Origin of the sequence: Pseudoclavibacter sp. RFBG4 (assembly GCF_002931515.1) — a bacterium.
In the GTDB taxonomy this organism is placed as follows: Bacteria; Actinomycetota; Actinomycetes; order Actinomycetales; family Microbacteriaceae; genus Pseudoclavibacter.
This window is the reverse complement of record NZ_PSYC01000034.1, coordinates 33,273-59,259: the sequence shown is the minus strand read 5'-3', so window position 1 is coordinate 59,259 and position 25,987 is coordinate 33,273. Positions and strand designations below refer to the sequence as shown.

At 69.5% G+C, this 25,987-nt stretch carries 24 protein-coding genes; 6 read left to right on the top strand and 18 right to left on the bottom strand.

Features of this window, described 5'->3' with window-relative positions:
• Positions 1-10 precede the first annotated feature (10 nt).
• From C5E10_RS13140 to C5E10_RS13105, 8 genes are all read right to left on the bottom strand, one after another.
• Positions 11-2,563 (bottom strand): YhgE/Pip domain-containing protein, encoded by a 2,553-nt coding sequence (locus tag C5E10_RS13140; protein ID WP_104332015.1) that lies wholly within the window; start codon positions 2,561-2,563, stop codon positions 11-13.
• A 14-nt stretch (positions 2,564-2,577) separates the two neighbouring features.
• Positions 2,578-3,264 carry a TetR/AcrR family transcriptional regulator gene (locus C5E10_RS13135; protein WP_104332014.1) on the bottom strand — a complete coding sequence of 229 codons (687 nt, stop codon included), beginning with the start codon at positions 3,262-3,264 and terminating at the stop codon, positions 2,578-2,580.
• 335 nt (positions 3,265-3,599) lie between these two features.
• Entirely contained in the window at positions 3,600-4,844 is a 1,245-nt protein-coding gene (locus C5E10_RS13130) for an FAD-binding protein (RefSeq protein WP_219820364.1), read from the bottom strand.
• A gap of 61 nt (positions 4,845-4,905) precedes the next feature.
• Entirely contained in the window at positions 4,906-6,420 is a 1,515-nt protein-coding gene (locus C5E10_RS13125; RefSeq protein WP_104332012.1) for an alpha-N-arabinofuranosidase, read from the bottom strand.
• Between the two features lie 54 nt (positions 6,421-6,474).
• Positions 6,475-7,419, bottom strand: coding sequence for a carbohydrate ABC transporter permease (locus tag C5E10_RS13120; RefSeq protein ID WP_104332011.1), 945 nt, complete (start codon positions 7,417-7,419; stop codon positions 6,475-6,477).
• Positions 7,416-8,405, bottom strand: a complete 990-nt coding sequence (locus C5E10_RS13115; RefSeq protein ID WP_104332010.1) for a carbohydrate ABC transporter permease — start codon at positions 8,403-8,405, stop codon at positions 7,416-7,418. Before C5E10_RS13115 ends, C5E10_RS13120 begins: the two co-directional genes overlap by 4 nt.
• Before the next feature lie 131 nt (positions 8,406-8,536).
• Positions 8,537-9,886, bottom strand: a complete 1,350-nt coding sequence (locus C5E10_RS13110) for an ABC transporter substrate-binding protein (protein WP_104332009.1) — start codon at positions 9,884-9,886, stop codon at positions 8,537-8,539.
• A gap of 132 nt (positions 9,887-10,018) precedes the next feature.
• Positions 10,019-11,032: a LacI family DNA-binding transcriptional regulator gene (locus C5E10_RS13105; protein WP_104332008.1), complete on the bottom strand. Its 1,014-nt coding sequence runs from the start codon at positions 11,030-11,032 to the stop codon at positions 10,019-10,021.
• Between the two features lie 342 nt (positions 11,033-11,374).
• Between C5E10_RS13105 and C5E10_RS13100 the strand changes: the two genes are divergently transcribed.
• Positions 11,375-11,917 (top strand): AAA family ATPase, encoded by a 543-nt coding sequence (locus tag C5E10_RS13100; RefSeq protein WP_104332007.1) that lies wholly within the window; start codon positions 11,375-11,377, stop codon positions 11,915-11,917.
• 113 nt (positions 11,918-12,030) lie between these two features.
• Here the strand turns inward: C5E10_RS13100 and C5E10_RS13095 are convergent, their stop codons facing one another.
• Genes C5E10_RS13095 through C5E10_RS13080 form a run of 4 tightly spaced genes read right to left on the bottom strand, consistent with a single transcriptional unit; the run spans position 12,031 to position 16,639 of the window.
• On the bottom strand, positions 12,031-13,401 hold the full coding sequence (locus C5E10_RS13095) for an FMN-binding glutamate synthase family protein (protein ID WP_201297698.1): 1,371 nt from the start codon (positions 13,399-13,401) through the stop codon (positions 12,031-12,033).
• A gap of 21 nt (positions 13,402-13,422) precedes the next feature.
• Entirely contained in the window at positions 13,423-14,208 is a 786-nt protein-coding gene (locus C5E10_RS13090) for a protein glxC (protein WP_104332006.1), read from the bottom strand.
• Complete coding sequence (locus C5E10_RS13085; protein ID WP_104332005.1) at positions 14,196-15,104, bottom strand: glutamine amidotransferase; 909 nt, start codon at positions 15,102-15,104, stop codon at positions 14,196-14,198. Before C5E10_RS13085 ends, C5E10_RS13090 begins: the two co-directional genes overlap by 13 nt.
• A gap of 50 nt (positions 15,105-15,154) precedes the next feature.
• Positions 15,155-16,639 (bottom strand): type III glutamate--ammonia ligase, encoded by a 1,485-nt coding sequence (locus C5E10_RS13080; protein ID WP_258071124.1) that lies wholly within the window; start codon positions 16,637-16,639, stop codon positions 15,155-15,157.
• A gap of 838 nt (positions 16,640-17,477) precedes the next feature.
• Between C5E10_RS13080 and C5E10_RS13075 the strand changes: the two genes are divergently transcribed.
• The 4 genes from C5E10_RS13075 to C5E10_RS13060 all read left to right on the top strand — a co-directional run bounded on the left by C5E10_RS13075 (position 17,478) and on the right by C5E10_RS13060 (position 20,305).
• Complete coding sequence (locus C5E10_RS13075) at positions 17,478-18,446, top strand: aldo/keto reductase (protein ID WP_104332004.1); 969 nt, start codon at positions 17,478-17,480, stop codon at positions 18,444-18,446.
• Positions 18,447-18,582: 136 nt separating this feature from the next.
• Positions 18,583-19,389 (top strand): 3-oxoacyl-ACP reductase FabG, encoded by an 807-nt coding sequence (fabG, locus tag C5E10_RS13070; RefSeq protein ID WP_219820363.1) that lies wholly within the window; start codon positions 18,583-18,585, stop codon positions 19,387-19,389.
• A gap of 99 nt (positions 19,390-19,488) precedes the next feature.
• Positions 19,489-19,746, top strand: a complete 258-nt coding sequence (locus tag C5E10_RS13065) for a hypothetical protein (RefSeq protein WP_104332003.1) — start codon at positions 19,489-19,491, stop codon at positions 19,744-19,746.
• Positions 19,747-19,921: 175 nt separating this feature from the next.
• Positions 19,922-20,305, top strand: a complete 384-nt coding sequence (locus C5E10_RS13060; protein ID WP_104332002.1) for a hypothetical protein — start codon at positions 19,922-19,924, stop codon at positions 20,303-20,305.
• Here C5E10_RS13060 and C5E10_RS13055 read toward each other — a convergent pair.
• Positions 20,295-20,741 (bottom strand): VOC family protein, encoded by a 447-nt coding sequence (locus C5E10_RS13055; RefSeq protein WP_104332001.1) that lies wholly within the window; start codon positions 20,739-20,741, stop codon positions 20,295-20,297. The two genes, C5E10_RS13060 and C5E10_RS13055, sit on opposite strands and share 11 nt — an antisense overlap.
• Before the next feature lie 122 nt (positions 20,742-20,863).
• Between C5E10_RS13055 and C5E10_RS13050 the strand changes: the two genes are divergently transcribed.
• Entirely contained in the window at positions 20,864-21,049 is a 186-nt protein-coding gene (locus C5E10_RS13050; protein WP_104332000.1) for a DUF6479 family protein, read from the top strand.
• Between the two features lie 56 nt (positions 21,050-21,105).
• Here the strand turns inward: C5E10_RS13050 and C5E10_RS13045 are convergent, their stop codons facing one another.
• The 5 genes from C5E10_RS13045 to C5E10_RS13025 form a co-directional block, all read right to left on the bottom strand.
• A complete protein-coding gene (locus C5E10_RS13045; protein WP_104331999.1) occupies positions 21,106-21,801 on the bottom strand; it encodes a cache domain-containing protein in 696 nt (231 codons plus the stop codon).
• 96 nt (positions 21,802-21,897) lie between these two features.
• Positions 21,898-22,401 (bottom strand): DUF5956 family protein, encoded by a 504-nt coding sequence (locus C5E10_RS13040; protein ID WP_104331998.1) that lies wholly within the window; start codon positions 22,399-22,401, stop codon positions 21,898-21,900.
• 62 nt (positions 22,402-22,463) lie between these two features.
• Positions 22,464-23,255 carry a FadR/GntR family transcriptional regulator gene (locus tag C5E10_RS13035; RefSeq protein WP_258071123.1) on the bottom strand — a complete coding sequence of 264 codons (792 nt, stop codon included), beginning with the start codon at positions 23,253-23,255 and terminating at the stop codon, positions 22,464-22,466.
• 162 nt (positions 23,256-23,417) lie between these two features.
• A complete protein-coding gene (locus C5E10_RS13030) occupies positions 23,418-24,503 on the bottom strand; it encodes a DUF4870 domain-containing protein (protein WP_104331996.1) in 1,086 nt (361 codons plus the stop codon).
• Positions 24,504-24,639: 136 nt separating this feature from the next.
• Positions 24,640-25,701, bottom strand: a complete 1,062-nt coding sequence (locus tag C5E10_RS13025; protein WP_181062761.1) for a hypothetical protein — start codon at positions 25,699-25,701, stop codon at positions 24,640-24,642.
• Positions 25,702-25,987 lie beyond the last annotated feature (286 nt).

Sequence of the window (25,987 nt, the reverse complement as noted above, 5' to 3'; positions counted from 1 at the left end):
CGGCGCCGCGTCAGCGCGCAGCCACCTCGGCCGCCAGCGGGGAGACCTCGGCTGGCCCGCGTGAGGCCGGGCCCGCCGCGGGCGCCAGCCTCTCCCGGCGCCGCTTGAGCGCGATCGACAGGGTGGTGAGCGCGAGGGCGGCGACGAGCCAGACGGTGAGCATCCCGTACGCCTCGCCGATGCCGATCGACCCGCCGGCCACGAGCGAGCGGAACGCCGTGACGGCGTAGTTCAGCGGCAGCCAGGAGTGGATCAGCTGGAAGAACGCGGGCGCCGTCTCGACCGGGTAGGTGCCGCCGGCCGAGGAGAGCTGGAGCACGATCATGACGAGCGCGAGGAATCGACCGGGAGGGCCGAGCAGCGCGTTGAAGGCCTGGTTGACGGCGACGAACGTGACGCTCGTGAGCAGCGCGAGCGCGACGAGCCCGAGCATGTTCGCCGGCTCGAGGCCGAGACCGAACCGCACGATCGTGAGCATGAGGAGGCTCTGGGCCGCGCCGAGCATCGCACCGGGTGCGAAGCTGCGCAGTGCCACGACGAACGCTGGCTGGCGGCCGAGCACGAGCCGCTCCCGCAGCGGCGGGAACATCAGGTAGAAGGCGAGCGCGCCGACCCAGAGGCCGAGCGTCATGAAGTACGGCGCGAGACCGTAGCCGTATGCCGGCACCTCGTTGAGGCGGGTCTTCGTGATCTCCACGGGCGTCGACGTGACCCCGGCGAGGTGGTCGGCCTGCGCATCCGTGTAGCTGGGGATGTCGGAGACCCCGTCGTCGAGACCGTCGGCGAGGGTCTTGCTGCCGTCCGCCAGCTGCGTGATGCCGTCGTTCAGCTCGGTGCCGCCCGACTCCGCGTCGGCCGTCCCGTCGGCGAGCGTCGTCGCGCCCTGCTCGAGCTGCGTCGCGCCGGAGGCGAGCTGCGGCGTCGACTGCGCGAGGGTGGATGCACCAGCCGAGAGCGTCTGCGTTCCCGTCGCGAGCGTGGATGCACCATCGGCGAGGGACTGCGTGCCCGTCGCCAACGTGGCTGCGCCGTCGGCGAGCGACTGCGTGCCCGTCGCGAGCGTCGACGCGCCGGATGAGGCGGTCGAGATCGCGGTGACGAGCTCGTTGAGCTTGTCACCGAGGGGCGAGACGCCGGACGCGAGCGTCTCTGCGCCGGTTGCCAGATCGGCGGCACCCGATTGGAGCGACTCGGCTCCGGTCGCCGCGGAGTCCGCGCCGCTCGCAAGCTCGGTCGCCCCTGCTTGCAGGGCTGCCAGGCCCGAGCCGCCCTCGACGCTTCCGACGAGGGCCGAGGCACTTTCGTGCAGCGTGCCCGCACCCTCGTCGACCTGCTGAGCCGCGACGGAAAGCTCGGCGAGCGCTTGCTTGCGCTGCGCCTCCGTCAACGAGTCGTAGTTGGCGGCGAGTGAGTCGATACCGGAGCTCACCTGCGTCGCGCCCGTCGCCAGCGTGCCGCTGCCGGCATCGAGCTGCTGGGCGCCCGCGAACGCCTCATCTGCTCCGGTGCTGAGCTTCGCGCTCCCATTCGCGACAGAACGCGAACCGGTTGCCAGACTCGCGGCACCACTGGAGAGCGTGGTGGCCCCCTCGCTGAGCGAGGCGACACCGTCGCTGAGGTCCGTGAGGCTCGTGGGGAGCTCGCTCGTCGCCGCGTTCAGCTGTGAGAGCCCCGTGCTGAGCTCCTGCGCGCCGCCGTTCGCGCTGGCCGCGCCCGCGCTGAGCTGCTGCGCGCCCGTATTCGCGTCCGCGGCGCCGGAGCTGAGCTGCTGGGCACCCGAGTTGGCGGTGACGAGGCCGGTGTTGAGCTGCTGCACCCCCGCATCCACCTGGGTCGCCCCATCGGCGAGGGTCGCGCTGCCGTCGGCAAGCGCGAGGCCGCCTTCCCGCAGCTGCCCGAGACCCACAACCAGCTCACCGGAACCCGTGCGCGCCTGCTCGGCGCCGTCGTTGAGCTCGGTCGCGCCGTCGGCGGCCTCCGAGACGCTCTCGTGGATGTCGGTGAAGCCCACGTAGACGTTGCGGAGGTACTCGTCGGAGACCTCGGCGGCGAGCTCGTCGGCAACCGTGGTGCCGACCGTCGACGCGATGTTGCCGACGATGATGTTCGCGCCGTCGTTGGTGGTGATGGAGAGGCGGGCGATCGCCGCATCGAGCGGGTCGTCGCCGCCCGCCGAGACAGCTGCCGCCGAGAAGCCCGCCGGAATGTCGAGCACGGCGAGCACCTGGCCGGACTCGAGCGCGCTCTGCGCCTCGTCCGCCGACATCTCGTGCCAGCTGAAGTTGTTCGACTCGGTGCTGTCGACGAGCTTCTCGGTGAGCGTCGCGCCGAGGTCGACGGGCTCGGCGGGCTCGCCGTCGGTCGTCGTTGCGGGCGTCGCGGGCGTCGCGGCCTGGTCGCTGTTCACGATCGCGGCGTTGATGTGGTCGAGGCGGTGCGTCGGGTCCTCGTTCGACCAGATCAGCGAGCCCGCGTAGATGAGGGGGATGAGCATGATGCCGACGATGACGATGAGCGTCCGCCGGTGCGTGCGCACGAAGTCGGGGAAGGAGAAGGAACGCATGGGCGTGGGGAGTCCTATGAGCGAGCGTGCTCGACGCGGAGGGCGTCAAGCTCGGCGACGGTCGCGCCGGAGGATGCGAGAAGCAGGGAGGAGAGGCGTTCGACGAGCTCGTCGATGGATGCACGTGCATCCGCTGCCGTGCCGGCAGCCGTGGTCGCCTCGGCCGGGGCATCGACCTCAGCCGCGACCTCAGCGGCAGCGAACAGCCACCTCGTGACGTGCCACATGGCGCCAGACGCGAGGAACTCGGCGCGGTCCTGCGGGGTGTCGGGACCGTGGCGGCGGCGGATGACGGGGCCGAGCGGCGACGACTCGAGCAGGCGCGTCGCGAGGTAGGCGATGATGTCGCCCGTCAGGAGGCCGAAGCTGCTCTCGAGCGCCGCCCGGTAGAAGGGCGCGTCGGCGGCGAGCTCGCCGAGCAGGGCGCGCAGCGTGCCCCGCACGAAGGTCGGCCACGACGGGTCGTCGCCGACGCTTGGGATGCGGTCGAACGCCGACTGCAGACGCCGCAGGGCCGCCTCGCGGATGAGGGCCGCGGTGTCGTCGAAGTGCTTGTAGAAGGTGGGGCGGCTCACGCCTGCGCGGCCGACGATGTCGGTGATGCTGAGCTGCGCCGCATCCGTCCCCTCATCCAGCAGTTCGACGACGGCTGCGACGAGCGCCGCCCGCGAACGGACGAACCTCGCATCTTCCTGGACCACGGCACTCCTCGATCGGAACTAATTTACAAATGTAAATTAGCACGATCGGATGAGAACGCAAGACCCGGCGAGAGACCCGCAGGCCGCGGCCGGCCCCGCGCGCAGCAGGGTTGCACCAGGGACGGACGCCAGCTGCCCGCCATGCCTGACCAACATCAGTGCAGAAACCTGCGGATTCGGGCGCGAGGCCCCGCAACGAAGCCGAATTGCACTGAAGTTGGTCAGGCGTTGCGGCAAGCCGCCCCGGCGCGCGGATCGGAACGGGCGCAGCCAGGCTCGGATGCCGCCCGCCGCAGGAAGGCGGAGCTGTCGCGGCCCGCGCGTCGGCGGCCGCCCTACCGCAGCAGGCGCCGCGTGAAGTCGTTCGCGAAGACGCCGTCGGGGTCGTAGCGGTCGACGAGCTTCCGGAAGTCGGCGAAGCGCGGGTACAGTTCCGAGGCCCGCACGCGCTCGTCGAAGACCTTGCCCCAGTGGGGGCGCCCGCCGAGCGGCGCGAAGATCTCGTCGAGCAGCGGCAGCAGCTCGGCGACCTCCGGGTCCTGCTTCCATGTGAAGTGCAGGCCGACGACATCGTTGCCGTGCATGGGGCTCAGCCACAGCGAATCGCGCGCGACCGTCCGCACCTCGTTGACCAGCAGGTGGGGGCGGATGCGGTCGGCGATGCCCGCGAGCGCGAGCAGCGCATCCTGCGCCCGAAGCCGTGGGATGAGGTACTCGCTCTGCAGCTCGGCGCCGTTCGAGGGCTGGAACTCGAGCTTGAAGTGCGGCAGGCGCTCGTACCAGGGGCCGGCGACGCCGAACTGCTCGCTGCAGGCCACGGCCGAGACGCCGCGGATGGGGTGCATCGCCTCGGTGGCGGGTGTTGCTCCGAAGAAGTCGCCTGGCGCCACCTCGCTCGCGAGCTGCTTCACCCACACCTGGTCGACGAGCTCGGGCTCCGCCCACGTCGTGAAGGCGCTCACGCTGTACCCGGCGCCCGTGATCTCGTCGAAGTTCTCGAGCAGCGCCGCGAACGGCAGGTTCTCGAAGACGCGCTGCCGCACCTCGAAGTGGGGCACGACGTCGAGGCGGATGCGCGTGACGACGCCGAGAGCGCCAAGCGACACGACGGCCCCGTCGAACCCCTCGTCTCCCCGCTCGAGCACGACGATATCCCCATCGCCGGCGACGAACTCGATGGCGGCGACGGCTGCCGCGAGGCTCCGGTTGGTGTTGCCGGAGCCGTGCGTTCCCGTGGCGACCGCGCCGGCGATGGAGATGTGCGGGAGGGAGGCGAGGTTCGCGAGCGCCAGGCCGTGCTCGGCGAGGTCGATCGCGAGCTCGCCGTAGCGGGTGCCCGCGCCGATGGACACCCACCGCCGGTCCTCGTCGATGCGGAGCGGACTGCGCAGGCCCCGCGTCGAGACCTGCACGCCGCCCGTATCCGCTATCCGGTTGAACGAGTGCCCGCTGCCGAGCGCGCGCACCGAGTGCCCGCCTGCCACCGCGGCCCGCACCACCTCGCTGACCTCGGCCGTGCTCGTGGGGGTGGCGATCTGCTCCGCCTCGAAGGTGATGTTCCCGGCCCAGTTGGAGGTCACTGCGGTCCTGCTTTCTGCGACGTTGCGAAGTGGATGCACCCGGCGGAGCCGAGCCAGACCGTCAGGCCCGAAGCTCCACCGCCGACCACGATACGGGGGGCAGGGTGATCGTCAGCACTCCACCCTCCACTCGGGCGGATTCGTTGGCGGTGAGCCCGACCCGCTCGGGGTCCTCGAGCGTGTTCTTCGCGTACACGTCGTCGTCGGCGAGGGTCTGCGCCTCGATGACCCTCACGGCGCCGAGCGCGGCGATGTCGATCGTCACGGTGGCTTCCTCGCTGCGGCTGCGGTTGACGAGGAACAGCGCCGTCGACCCGGTCTCCGCGTCGTGCGTCGCGACGGCATCGAGCGTCGAGACCGTGCCGTAGACCTCCGTCGTGTGGCTCGGGCTCTCGAGCCGCACCTCGAGGGCCTGCCCCTTGGCGAGACGCGAGGTGAGCGCGAACGGGAAGTAGGTCGTCTGCTTCCAAGCTGGCCCGCCCGGCTCGGTCATGATGGGGGCGATGACGTTGACGAGCTGCGCGAGCGAGGCACTGGTCACGCGGTCGGCGCGCTTGAGCAGCGAGATCATGAGGTTCCCGAAGACGACCGCGTCGGCCACCGAGTAGACGTCCTCGAGGATGCGCGGGGCGATGGGCCAGTTGTCGACGCCCTCGACCTTGTCGACGTCGTGGTACCGGTCGAGGTACCAGACGTTCCACTCGTCGAACGAGATATCTATGGTCTTGTCGCTGCCCTTGACCGCCTTCACGTGGTCGGCGGTGGCGATGACGGATTCGATGAATCCGTCCATGTTGACGGCAGACGCGAGGAAGCTGTCGAGGTCGCCGTTCTTCTCCTCGTAGTAGGCGTGGCAGGAGATGTAGTCGACGTCGTCGTAGGTGTGCGTGAGCACCACGCGCTCCCACTCGCCGAACGTCGGCATCTGCGCGCTCGACGACCCGCAGGCGACGAGCTCGAGCGTCGGATCGATCTGACGCATGGCCTTCGCGGTCTGGGAGGCGATCTTGCCGTAGTCGTCCGCTGACCGGTGGCCGAGCTGCCACGGCCCATCCATCTCGTTGCCGAGGCACCACATCTTCACGCCGAACGCGTCGGTCCTGCCGTTGGCGATGCGCTGGTCGCTGAGCTGCGTGCCGGACGGGATGTTGGAGTACTCGAGCAGGTCGAGGGCTTCCAGGGTGCCGCGCGTGCCGAGGTTCACGGCGAGCATGAGCTCGCTGTCGACCTTGTCGAGCCAGGTCGCGAATTCGTGCAGGCCGACCTCGTTGGTCTCAGTGGAGTGCCAAGCCAGATCGAGGCGGCGCGGGCGCTCGGCCTTGGGGCCGACGCTGTCCTCCCAGCGGAAGCCGGACACGAAGTTGCCACCGGGGTAGCGGATAGCCGAGACGCCGAGCTCCCTGACGAGGTCGATGACGTCGCGGCGGAAGCCGTTCTCGTCTGCCGTCGGATGGCCCGGCTCGTAGATGCCGTCGTAGACGGCGCGGCCGAGGTGCTCGATGAACGAGCCGAAGACTCGGCGGTTGATGGCGCCGACCGCGAAGTGTGGGTCGATGGTGAGTCGTGCAGTGACCATGGGGTGTTCTGCTGTCTTTCTGTCGAGGGGTGAGGGCGAGCGGATGCGCGTCGCCTACTTGACTGCGCCGAGCGAGAGGCCGCCCTGCCAGTACTTCTGCAGGGAGAGGAAGGCGACGACCAGGGGGACGATGGAGAGGAAGGCGCCCGTCACGATGAGGTTCCAGACCTGCTCGCCGCCGGCTCCTGCGTTGGAGAGCGCCGTCCAGCTGTTGAGCCCGACCGTGACCGGGAGGAGGTTCGGGTCGCTCAACACGGCGAGCGGGAGGAAGAAGTTGTTCCACGTGCCGACGACGCTGAGCAGCAGCACCGTCACGATCGCGGGCCGGAGGAGCGGCAGCGCGACCTGGAAGAAGATGCGCAGCTCGCCAGCGCCGTCGACTCGCGCCGCATCCAGGATCTCGTCGGGCACCGCATCCTGGGCGTAGATGCGCATGAGGTAGACGCCGAACGGATTCAGCAGCGACGGCAGGATGACGGCCCAGATCGTGTTGACGAGGCCCGCCTCGCTGAGGAGCACGAACGTCGGGATGACCAGCGCCGTCAGGGGCACCATGACCGCGCCGAGCAGCACGTTGAAGAAGACCGTGCGACCCCGGAAGCGGTACTTCGCGAAGCCGTAGCCGGCGAACACCGCGAGGATCGTCGCACCGATGCCTCCCGTGAAGGCGTAGAGGAACGAGTTGCCGAGCCAGCGCCAGTAGATGCCGCCCTGGTGCGTGCCGAGCTGCGCGATGTTGTCGAACAGGTTGAAGCTGTCGTCGAACCAGAGCGGCCCGCCGCTGCCGGTGAAGAGCCCGGCTGTGTCCTTCGTCGACGCCACGATGAGCCACCAGAGCGGCATGACGAAGTAGATGACGAACGCGAGCAGCAGGATGTGCGAGAAGGTGCGCTTCGCCTTCGACCCACCCCGGCGGAGGTCCGCGCTGCGTTGGGCTCGCGCGAAGCTGCGCTGCTGTCGTGGGGTGAGCGTGGAACTCGCCGCGGTCTCCGTGGTCATTTCAGCCCGCTCTGCTTGCGTGTGAGGAAGAGGAAGAAGTAGGAGCCGATGAAGACGACGACTCCGAGCGCGAACGAGATCGCCGACGCGTAGTTGAACTGGCTGTAGGAGAAGGCCAGCGAGTAGGCGTACATGTTCGGTGTGTACGACACGGGGATCGCGCCTTGCGCGATACCGCGCAGCACCTGCGGCTCCGTGAAGAACTGCAGCGTGCCGATCATCGCGAAGATGAGCACCATCACCATGGATGACGAGATCATGGGCACCTTGATGCGCAGCGCCATCTGCAGCGACGTGACGCCGTCGATGCGGGCCGCCTCGTAGATCGAGCGGTCGATGCCCTGGAGCGCCGCGTAGATGATGATCATGTAGTAGCCCGCCCACTGCCAGGTGACGATGTTCACGAGGCTGCCGAAGATCGCGCTCTGCGCGAGGAAGTCGGGAGCGGCGAGCCCGAAGAGCTCGAACAGGTCGCTGGCCGGACCGAAGCGCGGACTGTAGAGGAAGCCCCACATGAGGGCGCCGATGACCACCGGGATGGCATACGGCAGGAAGATCATGAGCCGCGAGAACTTCGATGCCCACGTCGTGAGGCTGTCGAGCACGAGTGCGGCGATGAGCGCCACGAGCATCTGCAGCGGGATCATGACCAACGCGAACTGGCCGACGCGGAGCAGGCCGTCGAGGAAGATCGGGTCGGTGAATGCCTTCGCGTAGTTGTCGAACCACGTGAACGACGTGCCCATGGCCAGCGTCGACGTCTGCAGGCTCATCCAGAACGCGTAGAAGAGCGGCACGATGAGGAACGTCACGAACACGACGGCGAACGGGGCGACGAACAGCCACCCGATGCGCTGCCGTCGACGCTCGATCGGGCCGACGACCGCCCGCGGCTTGCGTTGCTTGCGAGGAGGCGGAGCGCTTGCCTGCTCGCCCGGTTCCGTCTCACGTGCGCTCGGCACGATCACGGCGTTCGGAGTAGCCATTTCGAGTCCTTCTGTCTGTCATCACAAGTCCGTCAGCGCGCGGGGCGCGCAGGAGGAGGCGTCCGGGCATCGGGTCGATCGCGTTCTGCGGCGAGCGACGCCGATGCCCGGGCGGGAGTCGGCCGGACCGACTATTCGGTGACGGTGAAGCCCTGCTCCGTGGCGTACTGCACCAGGGAGGCCTGCAGGTCGTCGAGCGCCTGGTCCGAGGACTTCTGGCCCTGGACCATCGCGTACTGCTGCTCCGTGAGCTGATCGAACGCGTAGTTCTGGAAGGGACTGAACGTGAAGCCGGAGTAGCCGGCAGCCGCGGGGAGGAAGACCTCCTTGTTCACCTGCTGCCCGCCGAAGAACTCGGCTTCGAGCTCGGTGAAGTACTCCGATTCGAGGACCGGCGTGTAGGTCGGGAACAGCGCCCCCTCCTCGATGCCGATCTTCCATGCCTCCTCCGTGCCGAAGATCTCCATCGCCACGCGGGCAGCGAGCGCCTTGTCGTCGGCCTGCTCGGTCACCGCGAACGTCGATCCGCCCCAGTTCACGTCGACGGGGTTTGCGGCATCCCACTGCGGGAGCGGAGCCGCACGCCACTCGGCGGTGCCATCGGCATCGGACAGGCCCTGCAGGTAGCCGGGACCCCACGCTGCGGCGAGGTACACGGCGTAGGTGCCATCGACGAGGCTCGTGTTGTAGTCGGCGGTGAAGGCATCGTCCGTGGTCACGAGATCCTTCTGGACCAGGTCATCCCAGTAGGCGAGCACCTCTTTGGCGTTCGCGTCGTTGACGTTGATGCCGACCTCGGTCGGGTTGGTCTTGTCGTACACGAAGGGCTCGGAGCCGGCCTGCGCGAAGAGCGCCTGGTTGAAGGCTCGCCCGTTGGTCGGGAAGTTGGCGAGCACTCCCCCGGAGCCCGAGTCCTTCAGCTGCTGGGAGGCGGTGGCGAACTCCTCCCAGGTCGTCGGCACCGAGATGCCGGCGGCGTCGAAGAGGTCCTGACGGTAGAGCATGCCCATGGGTCCGCTGTCGACGGGGATGGCGTAGACGGCGTCGCCGCTCGTCACATCGCTCCACGCGCCCTCCGTGTAGCTGTCCGAGAGGTCCCCCGCGCCGAACTCGCTGATGTCGACGAGCGCATCCCGGATCGTGAAGCTCGAGAGCACCTCGCTCTCGAGCATGATCACGTCGGGGGCGCCGGAGCCCGCCTCGATCGCCGTGGAGAACTTCGTGTACTCGTCGTTGCCCTGGCCGGCGTTCGTCCAGCAGACCTGAACGTCGTCGTGCGTCTGGTTGTACAGGTCGACGACCTGCTCGAACGCGGGGTACCAGGCCCAGACGAGCACTTGCGGGGCGTCCTCGTTCACGATCGTGTTGGTGCACGTGGCGTCTGCCGCGGTGCTGCCGCCGGCCGAGCCGGAGGAGCACGCGCTGAGGGCGACGGCGGTGAGCGCTGCGGCGCTGATGGCCGTCAGGGTTCTCTTGTTCATGTGGGGGCTAAACCTCTCGAGGATGAAACGTCATTGTCATCGCCTCCGCGATTTACAACGTTGTAGGTAAACGTTGTAAATGCGATCCTGCCCAATCGGATCGGAGCTGTCAAGGCCCGATCCGAGACCGGCTCAGCGCGCGGTCGACTCCCGGCGCACCAGCGTGAACTCCGTCAGCAGCTCACGCGGCTCGAGCGCCGCATCCCGATTGCCCATGCGCTCGACGAGCATCTCCACCGCGCGCTTGGCGACCTCCTCACGCCCGGGCGCGATCGTCGTCAGCGTCGGCAGCGAGTACCGCGTCTCGTCGATGTCATCGAAGCCGACCACTGCGACATCCTCAGGCATGCGGATGCCCCGCTCGCTCAGCACCCGCATCGCGCCGAGCGCCAGCGAGTCGTTGAACCCGACGATGCCATCGAACTCGACGCCATCCGCCAGCACCTCCCGCATCGCCGCTGCCCCGTCGAACCGATGCCACGTGCCGACCGGCCTGACGAGCTCCTCCCGGAAGGGCAGACCCGCAGCCTCCAGCGCCTGGCGATACCCGAGGGTGCGCAGCGCAGCAGAGCCGACCTCCTCGCCAGGATGCGAGCCGAGCGCGATGATGCGCGTGCATCCGACCTCGATGAGATGCTCCGTCGCAGCGCGCGTGCCCTCCGTGTTGCGCATCGTCACATGGTCGGTCGGCCCGTTGAAGATCCGCTCCCCCAGCAGGACCATCGGCACCCGCACGTCGGCGAGCACCGACGCGTCAGCCGCTCCCAGCTCCAGGACGCTGAACAGGATGCCGTCGACGAACTCGGCGCGCGGACCCTTGAGCGCCGCGATCTCGCTCTCCCGCGACCCGCCCGACTGCTCGATCAGCACCGACAGCTCGTGCTCGGCCGCCGCACGCATGACCGCCTCCGCCAGCTCCGAGAAGTACGCGTTCCGCAGGTCCGGGATGACCAGGCTGATCACCCCGGTGCGCCCGAGGCGCAGACCGCGAGCCGACAGGTTCGGGCGGTAGCCGACCTCGTTGATCGCATCCAGCACTCGCTGCTTCGTGTTCGCTCGAATGTGCGGGTAGTTGTGGATGACGTTCGACACCGTCTTGATCGACACACCCGCCACTCGGGCAACATCGTGGAGGGTCGCAGCCATGGGTCTGGTCGTCTCTCTTCTGGCAGGCGCAGCGATTTCGAGCACGGCGCGCCGTTGCAGGGATGCTCGTGCGCGTCACTCTACAACGTTGCAGATGGCGCGCTGGCCGTGCACCGCGGGCGCGACGGGCACGGCGGCGTGGCGGGCACGGACGGGCACGAAGGTCGGCAAGCCGGTCGGCGGTGGCAGGCGACCGCCTGACCAGCATGAGTGCGATTTCGTGCCGAATCGCTGCTGCAGACCAAGAACGCGCTGTTTTCGCACTGATGTCGGTCAGCCGAGCGCGAGCTCCCAGGCCCGCCCCGTGGCGGTGAAGCCGCGCACCACCTAGGCTCGCCTGCCATGCGGATCGTCGTGTCGGGAACCCACGCAAGCGGCAAGAGCACGCTCATCGGCGACTTCGTGGCCGCGCATCCGAGATACCGTGTCCTCCCCGACCCGTTCGAGGAGCTCCTCGATGACCGCTTCGACGACCTCGACGCGGGCCTGTTCAGCCGCCAGCTCGAGATCGCCGCCCACCGGCTTGCCGAGCTGCCGGAAGGCTCCGACGTCGTCGCGGAGCGCGGGCCGCTCGATTTCCTCGCCTACCTGCACGCGCTGGAGGCCCTCGGCAGACCCGGGCGCTCGCGCGCGGCGATCCGGCGCGGTGCAGCGCTCACCCGGCACGCGGCCGAGCGGGTGGATGTCCTGGTGCTGCTCCCCCTCGCCTACCGCGACCAGATCTCGGTCGGCGATGACGAGGACCTCGAACTCCGCGATGCCATGAACGACGCGCTCCTGGACCTCGCCGCCGAGCCGGAGCTCAGCGGCCCACGCGTCGTGGAGCTCACGGGCGACCCAGCCGAGCGCCTCGCGGAGCTCGAGGCGGCCTGCCTGGAGCGCTGACCAGCCTCCGTGACGAGCCCCCCCCCCAGCTCCGGGGCTTCAAAGCCGGGAGGTGGGGGGGGCTCGTCACGGAAGTCGGCCAGGCGGCGTCGGTGGGCCGTAGCCCCTCCGCCCTAGTACTGCTTGCCGGGGATCCAGCTCGTGCCGGCGAGCGGCACGTTCGCCATCGCGGCCGACTCGACGGTCAGCGCGACCAGGTCCTCCGGCTCGAGGTTGCGGATGTGCGACTTGCCGCACGCGCGGGCGATGGTCTGCGCCTCCATGGTGAGCACGCGCAGGTAGTTCGCGAGGCGTCGCCCTCCCTCGACGGGGTTGAGGCGGGAGGCGAGCTCCGGGTCCTGCGTCGAGATGCCGGCCGGGTCGCGCCCGTCCTGGAAGTCGTCGTAGAAGCCGGCGGCCGAGCCGATGTCGGCGTATTCCTGCTGGTAGCGGGGGTCGTTGTCGCCGAGCGCGATGAGCGCGGCCGTGCCGATCGCGACCGCATCGGCGCCGAGCGCCATCGCCTTCGCGACGTCGGCCCCCGTGCGGATACCGCCGGACACGATGAGCTGCACCTTGCGGTGCATGCCGAGTTCCTGGAGCGCCGCGACGGCCTGCGGGATCGCGGCGAGCGTCGGGATGCCGACGTTCTCGATGAACACCTGCTGCGTCGCCGCCGTGCCTCCCTGCATGCCGTCGAGCACCACCACGTCGGCGCCGGCCTTCACCGCGAGCGCCGTGTCGTAGTAGGGGCGGGATGCCCCGATCTTCACGTAGATCGGCTTCTCCCAGCCGGTGATCTCGCGAAGCTCGGCGATCTTGATGGTCAGGTCGTCCGGGCCCGTCCAGTCGGGGTGGCGGCTCGCGGATCGCTGGTCGATGCCGATCGGCAGGGTTCGCATCCCGGCGACGCGCTCGGTGATCTTCTGCCCGAGCAGCATGCCGCCGCCGCCAGGCTTCGCGCCCTGGCCGAGGACGATCTCGATCGCATCCGCCTTGCGCAGATCGTCGGGGTTCATGCCGTACCGGGAGGGCAGGTACTGGTAGACGAGGTGCTTCGACTGGCCACGCTCCTCCGGCGTCATGCCGCCATCGCCGGTCGTCGTCGACGTGCCGACCTCGGACGCACCGCGCCCGAGGGCCTCCTTGGCATTCGCGGAGAGAGCGCCGAAGCTCATCCCGGCGATCGTGACCGGAATGTCGAGGTGCAGGGGCTTCGAGGCGAAGCGGTCGCCGAGCACGACGTCGGTGCCGCAGCGCTCGCGGTACCCCTCGAGCGGGTAGCGCGACATGGATGCGCCGAGGAACAGCAGGTCGTCGAAGTGCGGCAGCTGCCGCTTCGCACCCCACCCGCGGATGTCGTAGATGCCCGTGCGGGCGGCGCGCTGGATGTCGGAGATCGTCGCGCGGTCGAAGGTCGCGGACTCGCGCAGGCCGAGCTCGGCGAGGCGAGCGGGTGACTGCGGTGCGCCGACGGTGGACGTGGGCTGGTCGATGAGAGTCATGAGTGGCGCTTCCTGCTCGGCCTAGTAGGCGTTGTCGACGTTGAAGTGGTAGAGCTTGCGGGCCGAGCCGTAGCGCTTGAACGCGGCCGGGTCGTCGTCGCGGCCGGCTGCGACGAGCAGCTCGGCGAGCTCCGCGAGGTGCTCCTCGCGCATGGGCTTCTCGATGCAGTCGGCGCCGAGCGATTCGACGGTGCCCTGCACGTAGATGCGGGTCTCGTAGATGGAGTCGCCGAGCGCTTCCCCGGCGTCGCCGCACACGACGAGGCGGCCGGCCTGCGCCATGAACGCAGACATGTGCCCGATGCTGCCCCCCACGACGATGTCGACGCCCTTCATGGAGATGCCGCAGCGGGCTCCGGCGTTGCCGTCGATGACGACGAGGCCGCCGTGGCCGGTCGCGGCGGCCGACTGGGAGGCGTCGCCCGTGACGTGCACGCGGCCGCTCATGATGTTCTCGGCGAGCCCGACTCCGGCGTTGCCGTTGATGGTGACGGCGCCCCGCTGGTGCATTCCGGCGGCGTAGTAGCCGACGTGCCCGTCGATCGTGACGTCGATGGCCGAGCTGATGCCGACGGCCACGTTGTGCTTGCCGGCGGGGTGCTGGATGCTCCACCTGGTTACGTCTTCCGCCGCCTGGACGGCTGCGTTCACGACTCGAACATCCTGGCCGGCGAGGTCGATCGTGGTGGGGCTGACCGCAGCCGCGGCGGACGACGACGAGGGGGCCGGCGAGGAAGCCGCCGCGCGAGGAGCTGCGGGTGCGGCCGCTGGGGCTGCCGCGTACTGGGTGCTGTCTAGAGTGACCACGTGTAGACCTTTCCGGGGACTGGTTCGAAGATGTCGGCGGACTCGATGCCGGGGAGCTGCGCGAGGGCGCGGTACTCGGAGGCCATGGCCACGTAGTCGTCGGTGACGGCCACGATGGCGGGCTTGCAGGCGATGGGGTCGCGCACGATGGCCATGCTGTCGGCGGTCGTGACGACAAGCGTGTAGAAGCCGTCGAAGACGTCGCCGAGGTTGATGAGCGCCTCCTCGAGGGTGTCGCCCTGCTCGAGACGGGAGGCGATGTAGCGCGCGCCGACCTCTGTGTCGTTCTCGGAGTCGAACTGCACGCCCGTGCGCTTCAGCTCGCGACGGATGGAGGCGTGATTCGAGAAGGATCCGTTGTGCACGAGGCAGAGGTCGTCGGCGACAGCGAAGGGGTGCGTGCCGCCCGCGGTCACGGCCGATTCGGTGGCCATGCGGGTGTGCGAGACGCCCTGGCTCCCCGACATGGACTCGAGGCCGTGGTTGGAGGCGACATCCATGGGATTGCCGACGCTCTTCATGACGGCGAGGTGGCCGCCGCGGCCGATGATCGTGGCGGTGGGGAGGGCCGCGCTGACCGCATCCGCGAGGATGCTCGTCGACAGCTCGCCGCTCACGAGGGTCGTGTCGCCCACGACGGACACCTTCGGTGCCGCCCCGGCTGGGAGGGTGCGCTCGAGTTCGGCGGTGAGCTCTTCCACGGTGAGCAGCTGCGTGCGGCCGAGGAGGCTGAGCGTCGACGCGGCGCCGCCCGTGAGGTCGGGGTTGTCGTACACGGCGAGGCCCGCGGAGTCGGGTCCGCGGTCGACCATCTCGCAGAGCATGGTCTGGAGCAGGTCGCCCATCTGCGGCCTGAGCTGGGGGTTGCGCAACTGCAGCGCGGCGATTCCACACACGGGCGTGGTCCTTTCGGGGTGGTCTTGTCTGGTCTCTGGATGCGGGCGGGTCAGAAGGCGGTGAGGTAGGTGTCGAGCTCCCAGTCGCTGACCTGCGCGTGCCAGGTGAGGAACTCGGTCTCCTTCGCGTCGGCGAAGTAGCGGCCGGTGGCCTCGTCGCCGCTGAGGCTGGCGAGGATCACGGGGTCGCGGCGCAGCGCCTCGACGGCGTGGAGGAGCGTCGCGGGCAGCACGGCCGCGCCTTCGGGCGCCTGGCCTGGACCGGAGGGGTTGCCTGGGTCGATGCTGTTGTCGATGCCATCGAGGCCGGCCATGATCGAGGTCGCGACCGCCAGGTAGGGGTTCGCTGCGCCGTCCCCCGAGCGGAGCTCGACGCGCTTGTTGTCCGGAACCCGCACCATGTGCGTGCGGTCGTTGCCGCCGTACGACGCCTTCCGCGGCGACCAGGTCGCGCCCGAGCTGGACGTGGCCGTGCCGATCCGCTTGTACGAGTTCACCGAGGGAGCGAGGAACGCCTGGAGGGCGGGCGCGTGCTCGAGGAGCCCGGCCACGAAGCCGTACGCGACGGGCGAGAGGCCGAGGCCCCGCGCATCCGCTGCCGAGTCGCTCGCGGCGTCATCGGCGGATGCGGCGGATGCGGCGGATGCGGCGACTGCGGCGGCGCCGCTCGCGCTTGGGCCCGCCGGGAAGAGCGGCTCGTCCTGCTCGCTCCACAGCGACAGGTGGAGGTGCAGGCCCGTCCCCGTGCGGTTCGTGAAGGGCTTCGGCATGAACGTCGCCGTCATGCCGCGCTCTTCGGCGAGCACGTTGAGGATGTATCGGAGCGTGATGACGCGGTCGGCGGTCGTGAGCGCGTCTGCGTAGTCGAAGTTCTGCTCGAACTGGCCTGCACCGTCCTCGTGGTCGTTGGCGTAGTTGCCCCAGCCGAGCGAGTTGATGGCGGTCGAGACGGAGGCGAGGTGGTCGTACATGCGAGTCACGCCACGCGCGTCGTAGCAGGGGCGAGGGCCGTTGTCGCGCTTGTCGGCGGGGGCGAGGGTGCCGCCTTCGGCGCGGTCGACCAGGAAGTACTCGACCTCGGCGCCGACCTTGGCGGTCATGCCGCGCGTGGCGAGCTCGGCGATGGCGCGCTTCAGGATGTTGCGCGGCGCGTAGGGCCACGGCTTCCCGTTGACGTGCGGGTCGCAGTGCACGAGCGCGAGGCCCTCGCGGACGAACGGCAGCGGGGTGAACGAGTCGAGGTCGGGGATCGCGATGAGGTCGGGGTCGTGCTGCTCCTGGCCGATGAGGCCGGCGGCGAAGCCCGCGAAGCCGAGGGCGCCCGCCTCGAGCTCGTCGGCGGCCGAGGTCGGCACGAGCTTCGCGCACGGCTTGCCGTTGAGATCGACGAACGTGGCGAGGATGAACTGCACGCCGTGCGCCTGGGCGAGGTCGCGGAGCGTGATGCGGTCGCCTGCCGCGAGCTCTCCTTCGACCAGCTTGGGGGCTAGTTGTGTCATGGTCGTCTCCCGCATGGTGTTGATGTTACCTGACATGAAACCTTGTTCGCCAATAGTAGACAGACGGATGTTTCCACAGCGTTCGCCCCTGTAAACACTGGGTTACGGGAAGCGGGGTGCGGCAGGCGGGAAGCGGGGTGCGGGTGAGGACGCATCCGCACCCGCAGACCCCGCGCATCCGCAGACCTCGCACATCCGCACCCCTGCGCACCAACAGGCATGCACAACCCCCAGGTCTCGCAAAGCCCCACCCGCAGACCTCGCGCATCCGCACCCCTGCGCACCTGCGCACCTGCGCACCTGCGCACCTGCAAGCGTGCACAACCCCCAGGTCTGGCGAAGCCCCATCCGCAGACCTCGCACATCCGCACCCCAGCGCACCAACAGGCGTGCACAACCCCCACGTCTCGCAAGTCCGCACCCGCAGACCCAGCGCATCCGCAGACCTCGCGCATCCGCACCCCTACGCGCCAACAGGCGTGCACAACCCCCACGTCTCGCAAGTCCGCACCCGCAGACCCCGCGCATCCGCAGACCTCGCGCATCCGCACCCCTACGCGCGCACAGGCGTGCACAACCCCCAGGTCTCGCAAGTCTGCACCCGCAGACCCAGCGCATCCGCAGACCTCGCGCATCCGCACCCCAGCGCGCCAACAGGCGTGCACAACCCCCACGTCTCGCAGGTCTGCACCCGCAGACCTCGCGCATCCGCACCTCAGCTGGCGCCTTCTGGCGCCTTAGCCCCAGGCCTGCAGCCGGACTGGTGCGGGCTGGGCTGGGCACGGCGGACGGCGGACGCAGCGCAGAGCAGACGCGGTGCAGGGGGCACTGCCAGGGCCTCCCTGGTGTCGGTGGTGCGACATACGCTCCTGGCATGGAGTACACGAACCTCGGCCGCACCGGCCTCCGCGTCAGCCGCCTCGCACTCGGCTGCATGAGCTTCGGCGACCCGAAGCGCGGCCTGCACAGCTGGACCCTCGACGACGACGCGGCGGCACCACTGCTCCGCCAGGCGGTCGAGCTCGGCATCACCTTCTGGGACACGGCAAACGTGTACCAGCAGGGCACAAGCGAGGAGATCATCGGGCGCGCGATGCGTCGCTTCAGCCGCCGGGAGGAGATCGTGCTCGCGACGAAGCTCTCCGGCAAGATGCACGACGGCCCCGGCGGCTCCGGGCTGTCCCGCACGGCGATCCTCGAACAGGCGAACGCGTCCCTCGAGCGACTCGGCACCGACCACATCGACGTGCTCTACATCCACCGCTTCGACGACAGCACCCCCGTCGAGGAGACCATGCAGGCACTCGACGACCTCGTGCGCTCTGGCAAGGTGCGCTATCTCGGCGCATCGTCGATGTACGCCTGGCAGTTCGCGAAGCTGCAGCAGGCCGCGGCGGTAGGCGGATGGACCCCGTTCGTCGCCATGCAGGACCAGTACAACCTGCTGAAGCGCGAGGAGGAGCGGGAGATGATCCCCATGTGCGCCGACATGGGCGTCGGCCTCGTCCCGTACTCGCCGAACGGCAAGGGGCGCCTGACCCGGCCGCGCGGCGAATCGACGGCACGCGCCGAACTCGACTCGGTCGCGAAGGCGTTCGATGCCGATGCCGACGGCCCCATCATCGACGTCGTCGAGCAGATCGCGGCCGAGCGCGGGGTCCCGATGGCACGAGTCGCACTCGCGTGGGTGCTGCGCAACCCGACGGTCACAGCCCCAATCGTCGGGGCGACCAAGGCGAAGCACCTCGATGATGCCGCCTCAGCCCTCGAGCTGACGCTCACCGACGACGAGGTCGCACGACTCGAGGCGCCGTACGTGACCCAGCCTCCGTTCTGGTGGTGACCCGAAGGCGCCGGCGGTGATCCGCCGGCGGGCGTAAACACTGCGTTAAGAGCGGTCGCAGGCAGGTTTCCAGAGGGGCATCCTGCCCGCCCGGGCGATGGAATGGGCGCACCCATCCATTCGCGAAAGGCGCACCATGCCAGCTGCTCCCCTGTTCGATCTCTCCGACACTCGCGTCGTCGTCACCGGCGGCACGAAGGGCATCGGCTTCGGCATCGCCAGCGTGTTCGCACAGGCGGGCGCGCGAGTCGCCGTCGCGGGCCGCTCGCAGGCGGGGGTGGATACGGCCGTCGCTGCACTCTCGCTCATCGCCGACGCCGGCACCGGCACTCGAGCGCAGATCTCGGGGTTCACGGTTGACGTCACCGATCCCGAGTCGTGCCGCGCGCTTGCGGCGTCGACCGCGGCGGCGTTCGGCGGCATCGACGTGCTGTGCGCCAACGCGGGGATCTTCCCGCAGGCGGACCTCGCGACGATGACGCCGGCGCAGCTCGACGAGGTGCTCGACACGAACGTGAAGGGCACCATCTACGCCGTGCAGGCCTGCCTGCCCGCCCTGCGGGAATCAGGCCGCGGCCGAGTCGTGCTGACCTCATCCATCACGGGCCCGACGACCGGCTACCCGGGCTGGTCGCACTACGGGGCCTCCAAGGCCGCGCAGCTGGGCTTCATGCGCACCGCCGCGATCGAGCTCGCGAGGCACGCCATCACCGTGAACGCGGTGCTGCCGGGCAATGTCGAATCCGCTGGACTCGACGAGATGGGCGAGGACTACCTCGCGTCGATGACCTCCGCAGTCCCGCTGCGCAGATTGGGCCGTGCCGAGGAGATCGGCTACGCCGCGGCGTTCCTCGCGAGCCGCGAGGCGGGCTACATCACGGGTCAGACGATCGTCGTCGACGGCGGGCAGACGCTCCCCGAGTCTCCGGATGCGCTGGGCTGAATGCCGAGCACTATCTCATCCAGCGAACCCTATGGCTACTCTCAGGATTAGCTAGCTAACCTAACTATCCGATCATCCACTCTTGAACCGAGGAACCCCATGAGCCTGCTCGAGATCCCCCGCGAGTCCACGACCCGAGCGGTCGTCGACTCCGCTCCTCGACAGCTCCGCTGGCTCTCCCCCGCGAACGGACTCTGGGTCGCGATGCGGGAGACGGCCTCCGGCGACGACTTCGCCGGGTTCGTGGAGCTCGTGCAAGGGGAGTTCCGCGCACACGACGGGCAGGGCACCTTCCTCGGCGCCTTCGCGACGCGCGAGGCCGGGCGCGACGCCATCGAGGGCGCAGTCCGCAGCTGAACCGTCGCGCCAAGCGACCGGAAGCCGGAACCGACCAGCTGGTAAAGTTGGGTCCACCAGACACCAACGACCAGCGACGCTTCCGTCGCCGGCCGTCGCGCGCCAGGGCTGAGCCCGCGCGAAGCGGTCCGCCGAGGACGCTGCTGGCCTACCGCGAGATTGGATCCCATCCCGCATGCCTCTCCTCACCATCCTCATCGGTGCCGCCCTCGTCGTGACGGGCGCGGTCGCCTACTTCGTCAGCGACACCGGCAGCCTCACGGCCCTCATCCCGGCCGCCGTCGGCCTCCTGCTCGTGATCGCCGGCCTCATCGCCCGCAACCCGAAGCTCCGCAAGCACGCCATCCACGGTGCGCTCGCCGTCGCGCTCCTCGGCGCGCTCGGGTCACTCATGAACGTCGCCCAGCTGGGAGACCTGTTCGCCGGCACCGCCGAGCGCCCCGGCGCGGTCATCAGCAGCACCGTCATGCTGATCCTGCTCGTCGCCCTCATCACGGCCGGCGTGCGCTCGTTCATCGCCGCCCGCCGCAGCCGTCAGACGTCAGCCGTCACGAGCTAGCGGCAGCTCTCCGCCCCAGGCTCGCCTGGAAGCGGATCAAGTACCCGTCGGGGTCCGTCACAAGGAATTGGCGGACCCCGACTTCGTTCCCACCCACCCGGTACCACTTCGTCTCTGGCGGCATGAAGAGCTCCCGACCGGTCGCGAGGACAGCCGCCGCGACCTCGTCAGCATCGGCCACGGCGATCTGGAAGTTGACGCCCCTCCCGAGCGGACGCTCGAGCGGGCCGGTCACCCAGTTCCGGCCGATGCCGCGCTGTTCCAGCATGAGATGAGCGCTGCCGCGAGTCAGATACGCGAACCCCTCCTCCGGCCGGTCATACTTCACCTCGAAACCGCATCCACCGACCCAGAACGCAAGGCTGCTGCGGACGTCGGCGACAAGCAGCTCGGGAACGAGGTCGGGCAGATCTTCGGATGCGGCGAGAGCACTCATGTCCGCATCGTCGCACGTCGATGCAGCCCTGCTCCCGTCGTGTCGCCGAGCTACGGCGTGCCCCGCATCCGCGGCCCGCTTTTACTGACCCGACGCCCAGTCTCGCGATCTAGCGTCGGCGGATGCCGAACCTGAACTTCATGCACGTGCTCATCACCATCGTCCCGCTGGCAGTCGGCGTCGTCGTCGCGGCACTCACCATCTGGGCGCTGATCCTCGCCATCAAGGCCCTCCGCAAGTACCTGCGCACCCCGGATGCACCGCAGCCGCAGCGACTGCAGCAGCCAGCTCCGCCTGAGATCGGCTGAACCCGGACTCGGGACTTCGACGCGCCCCGAGGCCCCGAGGCCCCGCGCGTCGAGGCCTACGCCCGAGTGAGCACGCGGAGCCCGGCGATCGCGCAGTCGGTGCTCCCGTAGCCGTCGAGGTCTCGCACCGAGTCTCCCGGTGCGAGCCGCGATTCGGTGGACGCGAGCACGCGCTGGGCTGCGTTCACGACGCTCACGTCGCCGAACTCACGCAGCGCCGGGAGCAGCTCTCGTTCGACGTCGTCGACGAGGAGGTCCATGGCGACGACGCCGAGGAATCGCCGGCCGTTCCAGACGGGCATGCTGACGGTGAGCGTGTACTCGTCGCTGCACAGGTAGTCGACGTGCGGGCCCGCGACATGACCTTCGCCGGTCTCGCGGGGCACGCGGAACCATTCGAATCCGCTGTAGTCGATGTGCTCTCGGCTGGGCGTCTGCGCTGCGAGCCGCAGCTGCGAGCGCATCGGTCCCTGCCACCAGGACAGGTGTCCGCGGGACGGGCCGCGAAGGTCGAGGGATGCGACGAATCCGGCCCCGAACGCGGCCGGCCAGGTGCGGGTGAAGACCGCGAGCGCGAGCGGCTCGACCAGCTCGTCGAGGCGACGGTCGCTGAGCTCGCCACGCGACTCGAGGTCGCCGAGCACGGCCCCCAGGTCACGGCTCAGCGTTTCGAGCACGTCGAGTGCCGATCGGAAGTAGTCGTCGAGGAGGGCAGCTGGGCCGCGTCGCACCGCGGTGGCGTCGATCGTCATGGGGCGGCTCCTCTGCCTCGGTGTTGGCCGATGGTACACAGCGGAGGGCCGCTCTCACTGGGGTCGATCAGCGAAGATCGGCAACCCGTTCCGCGGTCACCAGGCGAGCGGTGACATGCGCCCATTCAACAGCACGCGCAGCGCCGCGTGCACCTCGAGCGCGTTCCTTCGATGGTCTTCGGGTGCGACGTCGCGCGCGGCACGGAGACACACGCCCTCCAGGTCTCGTTCGGTGACCCCGTCGGGGAGGCACAGCATCCACTGCACCGCGGGCGGAGGCGCCGGAACCCCGGCATCTGCGAGGTACTGGACCATGTCGTCGTGAATCTCGCTGATGCCCTCCTCACTTGAGCAGGTGCCGTCGGCTGGCCCGCCGACGCGCTGGCCGCCGCCGTCCGTCTCGACGACCGGGTCGTACCGCGCCGGCTCCTGGTACACCCAGCTTGGTCCGGCGAGGTAGGCGATGAGCGCCAGCCACCCGTTCGGCTCCAGCCTCATGAGATTGGTGGTCTGCATCGGGTGCTGCGTGAAGTCGCCCCAGGACCAGTTCGGCAGCCCCGCAAGCGCGACGATCCTCACCTCGTTGTCGTTGATCGGCATGCGTTGGCCCCCCAGCCATAGTCGTTCCCCCGGCACCCGGCACCGTCGCGGCGCCGGCGCGCCTACCGCTCGAGCAGCGACCTGCGCTTCGCCTCGAGCCGTTCGACGATGTCGCTCACGGTCGCGCGCAAGGCCTCGCGCGCGCCAGCTGTGTCCCCCAGAGCGACTTCATCGACGAGTCCAAGTATCTCGTCTCGCTGCGCCTCCCGCTCGGCGTCGTCCACAGCGAGCAACCCGAGCAGCGGCGAGAGCTCGGACTGCACGCGCATCTGCTCCTTGGTGAGCCGAACCGACTGCCCGAGTGCGCACAGTTCGACGACGATGTCGTCGGCGACGTGCCGCCACTGCGCGGGCGTCGACTGAGCCCGCCGCCCAGCGGGCGCGGCGTCGCCGAACGCCGTGAGCCGGGCGCGAATCGCGTCGACCTCGCTCGGTGCAGCCCTGGAGGCTGCGAGTTCGAGGCAGCCAGCGGTGACGGCGAAGTAGTGGGCGGCGAGGTCGCGCAGCGCCGTGCGGGAGATGGATGCGAGCTCGGCGGCGGCATGGGAGGCGGGGTCGGCGCCCGCGGTGACGAAGCTGCCGCCTCCGCGTCCTCGTTTCGTCGTGACGAGGCCGCTCTGCCGCAGGAGGACCAGCGCTTCGCGGACGGTGACCGGCGAGACCCTGAGCGACTTGGCGAGCTCGCTCTCCGGGGGCAGCCGTTCCCCGGCCTGCAGAACACCGCGGTTGATGGCGACGCGCAGGCGGCGCTCGACGAGGGCCGCCTTGCCCTCTTCGGCGACAGACTGGAAGACGGCGTTGCGCAGGCGCGACGGCACCCCGGCTTCTGGTTCTGTCTGCGGGAGCGTTGGCACCTCGCCATTGTGGCGCATCCGCCCCGGTGCTGACAGGGTGCAGTTCAGACGCGGCGGGCGCGGCGGCGCCTGTCCAACGTGAGTGCAGATTCGGCCTCTGAGGCACCAGTGACGTTCGGAAGCGACGAATCTGCACTGAAGATGGTCAGCGCCGCTTCGAGGTCAGCCCCGCAGGCGCGGGCTGAAGAACGGGAGCGCGATGGGGGCGAACACCACGCCGCGCGAGGCCTTCACGCTGCCCACGATCGAGAACACGATGTGCGTCACGGAGACGGCGAACCAGAGCGTGATGGGGATGCCGATGGGGAAGAACGATCCCGAGTAGGTGTCGTCGAGGACGAAGATGAACGCGATGTGCAGGGCGATGAGGATGATCGAGGAGAGCAGGTAGGTGAGGCCCCAGTTGGCGGCGTTGGTGCGGTTGCGCTCGCCTGCCTCCGTGGCCGGTGCGCGCGACCGGCCAGCCGCGATCATCACGATGCCCGCCGTGATGGCGGTCACGAACGGGAACGGGATGACCGCGATCAGCCCGAGGCTCCACTGCGTCGCGCCGTTGGCCAGCGGCCGCGTCAGGAAGACCGGCGAAGCCGGCGCCCCGGCGGGCGGGGCGAACTGCGGTGCGTTCGTGCTCGTCGGCGGGGCGCTCTGAGATGGCGAGCTCATCGCAGGGGCGACCGGCGCGGCCTGCGTCGGCGCGGCCTGGGTCGGCTGCTGCGGCTCTCCGGACGGCTCGAAGTAGAGGTTGCTGGCCCACGCCCCGGACCCCGTCAGCTCCTGCAGCTTCTCCGGCGGCAACTCGAGCGCTGCGCGGATGAGCGCATCCACGTGCTGCTCGGTGTCGTGGACCATCCCCTGCGCCTCGCGGAGCATCTCGGGGTGCGGGTTCTCGTCGTCCGTGGCGCTGAGCACGTGGATCTCCGCGACCTCGAGCAGCAGGTAGCGTCCACGGTTCTCGGGGTCGCCCAGCACGCTGCGGGCCTCGGCGATCTGCCGCTGCGTCTCCCGGTCCTGCGGGAGCCGAGCGAAGAGGCGCTCGAGGTTGGCGACGCCCTGGTCGTAGTCGCCGAGGATCGCTGCGGCAGGCGCATCCCAGATCGTCGACGGCACCAGCCGACCAGACCCCGAGACGAGCAGCTCGTGCACGAGCGGCACATCCCAGTTCCACTCCGACAGGCCGGAGACACGAGTGAGCGGAGCCCCCTGCCCCGGAACCTCGTCGACAACGTAGAGATAGCTGCGGTTCGCCATCACGCGAGCCTAACGGGAGACGCCCGCACGCCGAGATCGCGCGCGGCGATCCGGTGTGCGGGCGTCGAGATCGACCCGGTTCTCTTCCGCGCGCACGGTCATCCAGCACGGAGGCCGGTCGACGCCAAGCCGTGCATCACTTGCCGAACAGGTCTCCGAGGCCGGGGATGTCGAAGCCGAAATTGCCTGCCTGCTCCTCGACGCCACCGAGGAACTGGTCGCCCGCGCCCGTGAGCTGCTCGCCGGCGCCCGTGAGCTGGTCGCCGAATCCGCCGACCTGGTCGCCGAACCCCGAGACGGCCTCGCCGATTCCGCCGAACTCGCCGAGGTCAGCCGTGAGCCCCTCGAAGCCCTCGATCCCGGATGCGGCGATGCCGTCGAAGTCGATTCCTGAGGCCATCGCGTCGCCGATCAGCGGAAGCGCGACGGAGCTGGCGACGGCACCGCCGACGACGCCGAGCGCGATGCCGCCGAGGGCGCCCGCCCCGACACCCGCCGCAGCTGCGCCGGCGACGCCCGCGCCACGGCCGAAGCGAGCGGACCCGCCACGACTCGAGCCGGGCGTGAAGTTGGAGCCGCCGCGGGAGCCCGCGATGCGCTTGCCCGCCCCGAGCACCTTGGCCATGAAACCGGGTCGCTGCACCTCGCCGCGCGTCGCCGCCCGTGCCAGGTCGTCAGGGGAGCTCGACTGCGGGCGGTCGTACGGGCCGGACTCGGCGCTCAGGCGCTCGCGCACCTGGTCGCGCTGCTCCGGCGTGAGTCGCTGGAAAGCCTCACGGTGGGCCTGCTCGAGCTGGTCAGGCGCCGCCGTCTTGAGAAGGTAGTCGTACTTCGCGATGGCCGCCTTGTCCGCGGCAGACCCTGAGCGCGGATTCGAGCCCGGGCGCGAGCCGTAGCTCGGAGCGCTCGGCGGCTGCTGCCCGTAGCGCGGGCCGGAGCCCCGGCCGGCGTACTGGCCGGCGTACTGGTCGCGCTGCGGGTACTGGTCGCGCTGCTGCGCGGCGTCCCGGGCGGGGTAGCCCTGCTGTCCGCGCTGCTGCTGCGCATCCCCCGTCACCTGATCGGCGACCTTGCGCACCATGTCCTTCCAGTCCCCGGAGCCGCTCTTGCCGCCCCGGTTGCCCCCGGAGTTGCCGGAGTTGCCGGAGTTGCCGAGGGCCTTCGAGGCCGCGCCGAGGATCTTGTTGAAGTCAACCATGCGCTTATCGTCACCTATCGATCTATGGAGAACGTATGGAGCGCATGCGCGTCCGCTCAGAGCGTCTTCGACAGCAGGACCGACTGTGCCCGTCCGAGACATCCGCCCCCTCTCCACCATCAAGGACGGCTTCATCTCCATCGACACCGGCGGACAGTACCTGCTCGCTGACAACCAGCCACACCATCGAGGTCGAGTCGGCGAACGCCGTCGCCGACGACGCGCAGACGCCGTGAGCGACCTACGGCACGCCCGGCATCGGCCCCCCCCCCCCCTGATCTGGTGC